This is a genomic window from Streptomyces sp. NPDC002130 (assembly GCF_040296465.1).
Classification (GTDB): domain Bacteria; phylum Actinomycetota; class Actinomycetes; order Streptomycetales; family Streptomycetaceae; genus Streptomyces.
In genome coordinates this window covers 1-2,808 of sequence record NZ_JBEOXI010000507.1, presented here as the reverse complement: position 1 = coordinate 2,808, position 2,808 = coordinate 1, and the positions used below count along the sequence as shown (strand labels likewise).

Genomic DNA, 2,808 nt, shown 5'->3' with positions numbered 1-2,808 from the left:
ACGGCGCTCTCGGCCGTCTCTACGCCCCCGAACTCACCCTCACCGGCGACCCGGACGCCGCCGTCCTCCTGCTGCCCGACCGCATGATCGGGGCCTCGATCCAGCAGCGCTGGTTGACCTTTCACGCCTTCGATCACGCTGACGTTGACGGCGCCGCGATCCCCTCTCACCGTGGCCGTATCGCCCGCCGAGAGTTTGTACTCGGTCAGATCAGCGGGCGAGAGCACGAGCTGACCGGCAGTGGGTACCGAGATCTCGGTACGCAGAACATCTTTCACCCGAGCAGCGTCGACGCCGAATCCGGCCAACGAGCCCCGCCCGTCGATCGTCAGTTCGGCCTTGTCCAGACCGCTCACCGCGCCGACACCGTTGACGGCCGCAATGTCAGTCCCCAAACCGGCGGGCAGGGGCGCGGAGCCGGAGCTGCTCACCATCACGTCGACCGGAAATTGGCTGTCCATTGCTGCAGGTGCAGCTTCCTTGACCGTCGCGATTCCCACGACGAGCGTGCTCGTCAATGCGACTCCGATCAACAGCGCCGTGGCTGTCGCCGAGGTCCGGCGTGGGTTTCTCCCGGCGTTGCCTGCTGCCAGGCTTCCCACCGGACCGATCAGTCTCGCCAATACGCCGCCGGCGGCATTGATCAGTGCAGGCACGATTCGACCGGACAGGGCTGCGATTCCCAGGAACGAGAACAGCCCACCGGCGGTTGCGGCCGGCACCTGCTGATTCGTCACTCCCAGGACCGTCATCGCGATGCCCGCGAGCAGGATCACGACGCCGAGAACCCGGCGCACCACCGACACCTGAACGCTCTCGGGCTTGGATTCCAGCGTCTCGCGCGGGGCCTACCACTACGCAGACGTTCGCCAGTCCCCCGAAGCCCAGGCCGCCTTCTATTCGGCGATCGTCCTGGGTATCAACGGACCCGGTGACCTCCCGCCAGTTCTGGATCTAGAGGACGCAAAAGGACTGCCTGCCGGTCAGGTCATCGACTGGACTCATCGCTACCTGAACACCGTCCAGGCACTGACCGGGCGGCAGCCAATCATCTATACGTACCCCAACTTCTGGCGTACTCAGATGGCCAACACCACCGAGTTCAACCACTACCCGCTGTGGATCGCCGATTACAACGGGCAGAACGCACCGGGCCCGCTGCCCGGTGGTTGGTCCAACTGGACCTTCTGGCAGTACACCAGCACCGGACGCATCCCCGGGATCACCGGAAACACTGATATCAACGTCTACAGCGGAGCGCAGGGCGATTTCGATCGCTACGCCAACAGTGTGGGGTTCGGCAGCAGCTAGTTTGCGGCGGGCCTTTGGCTCCGTGGTGCCTGTTTCGGGCCCTTTCGCCCTCGAGGCATTTGTCTCGAGGCGCGTGGAGGGGCCCTTTTTGGCGCTCTTGCGATGCTTGGCTGGTTGGTCCGGTTGTTGCTCGCCAGTTACGAGAATTCTGCTCAACGGTAGCCACGGCCCCTGAATTTACGACTAGCTGGTCATGATCAGAAGATAGCCACGGCAGCTAGTGAGCAGAATCGCTCCTTCCGAAAAGCTACAAAACGGACTTGAAGTTCTGTCTGGTGCCAGGGTGGACGCCCGGTTTCGGGTCGAATGTTGCGCCTCGCAATCAAAATATCGGAGCCCCGGGGGTGCTTCGTTACCGGCAGCCGTCGCTGGGTGCGGTCTGGATCAATTCGATCAATTTCAGCGGTTTGTTCGGATGGTATTGCGCCACTCAGTGACGAGGATTCGCCTCGGGTTCAGATGGTTGTGGTGCACTCAACAGGCCTTATGCATATTGGGCATTTGTCCAGATTGGGTGCCGTACTCGACGCGGGTTTTCACCCGATCTGGCCAGCGAAAACGTCGAATTTCATCGCGTTCGGTGTCGCGACGTACTCCGGTGGGTGAATTGTCCGCTTGGACAACACCGCTTCCCTGATGTTGTCCGATCTACGAACAAAAACGGCGATCGGTCTGCTTTGTCTGACTTTCGATGGGCAAGCTCCCGGTTATCTGTTATCTTGGTCCAGATAACTGGAAGGTTGCTCTCGATTTGCACGGATTTCGAGGGCCAAGGTCCTGTTCGGGACGGCTCTTCCAACACGCAGGTGTTTCCGAAGAGGAGCTCGAATGACAGGACCGGCAACAGCGTCCGGTGTGAGGTCGATCAGCCGAAAACAGCATCGACCCGAACCAACCGATCAATCGGGAGTTCGCGCCAGCGCTCTCGCATCTCCGTCCATCGAACATCGATCAGGCACATCCTGGGGAGTAAGAAATGCCTAACGACATACCGCCGACAAGGTCGGCCTTATTCACCGCAGGGCTCCCGCCCTGGGTGCGAGCGTGGACGGTGGTGTGGACCGCCATCGCGATGATTCTCGGTATCTCCGGCGCGACGGCAGTGGTTGCGTCAGCGCAGCCGGCCGCGACGCTCGGCGGTCCCGTTCAGGCTCAGGCGCCGGCTCGCGCCGCTGTTCTTCCGGATGAACAGCCTGCAAAAGGCTGCGCATTCAGCGCCCCCGGCACCGGTCCGTTCTCGCAGAACATCTGCTGGATCGATATGTCGACGCTCGATGCGGCAACGGCTGCTTCTGCGGCAGGGCAGTCGATGGAAATCCAGCTCACCGACGGTTACAAGATCAACTTCAAGGCTTTCCTCACCGACTCGGTTGCAGGAAAGAATCACCAGGGGATCGAAACGAAGGCATTTCCCACGTTGCACTATGCAGCGTTGGGGACTTCCGCGTACACGGGTGTGCCGACGACGATCAAGCCGGCGATCTACCAAACCTCAGC

2 protein-coding genes and 1 pseudogene are annotated in these 2,808 nt (G+C 61.4%); 2 read left to right on the top strand and 1 reads right to left on the bottom strand.

Translation table 11 applies throughout. The features are described from left to right. Window positions 1–806 (bottom strand): annotated as a pseudogene (locus tag ABT116_RS41900) (hypothetical protein); the annotation flags it as partial. A gap of 16 nt (window positions 807–822) precedes the next feature. Between ABT116_RS41900 and ABT116_RS41895 the strand changes: the two are divergent. Beyond that, window positions 823–1,311: a glycoside hydrolase family 25 protein gene (locus ABT116_RS41895; protein WP_351645622.1), complete on the top strand. Its 489-nt coding sequence runs from the start codon at window positions 823–825 to the stop codon at window positions 1,309–1,311. Between the two features lie 1,054 nt (window positions 1,312–2,365). Continuing rightward, the coding region (locus ABT116_RS41890; RefSeq protein WP_351645620.1) for a hypothetical protein at window positions 2,366–2,808 on the top strand (443 nt) is incomplete at its 3' end.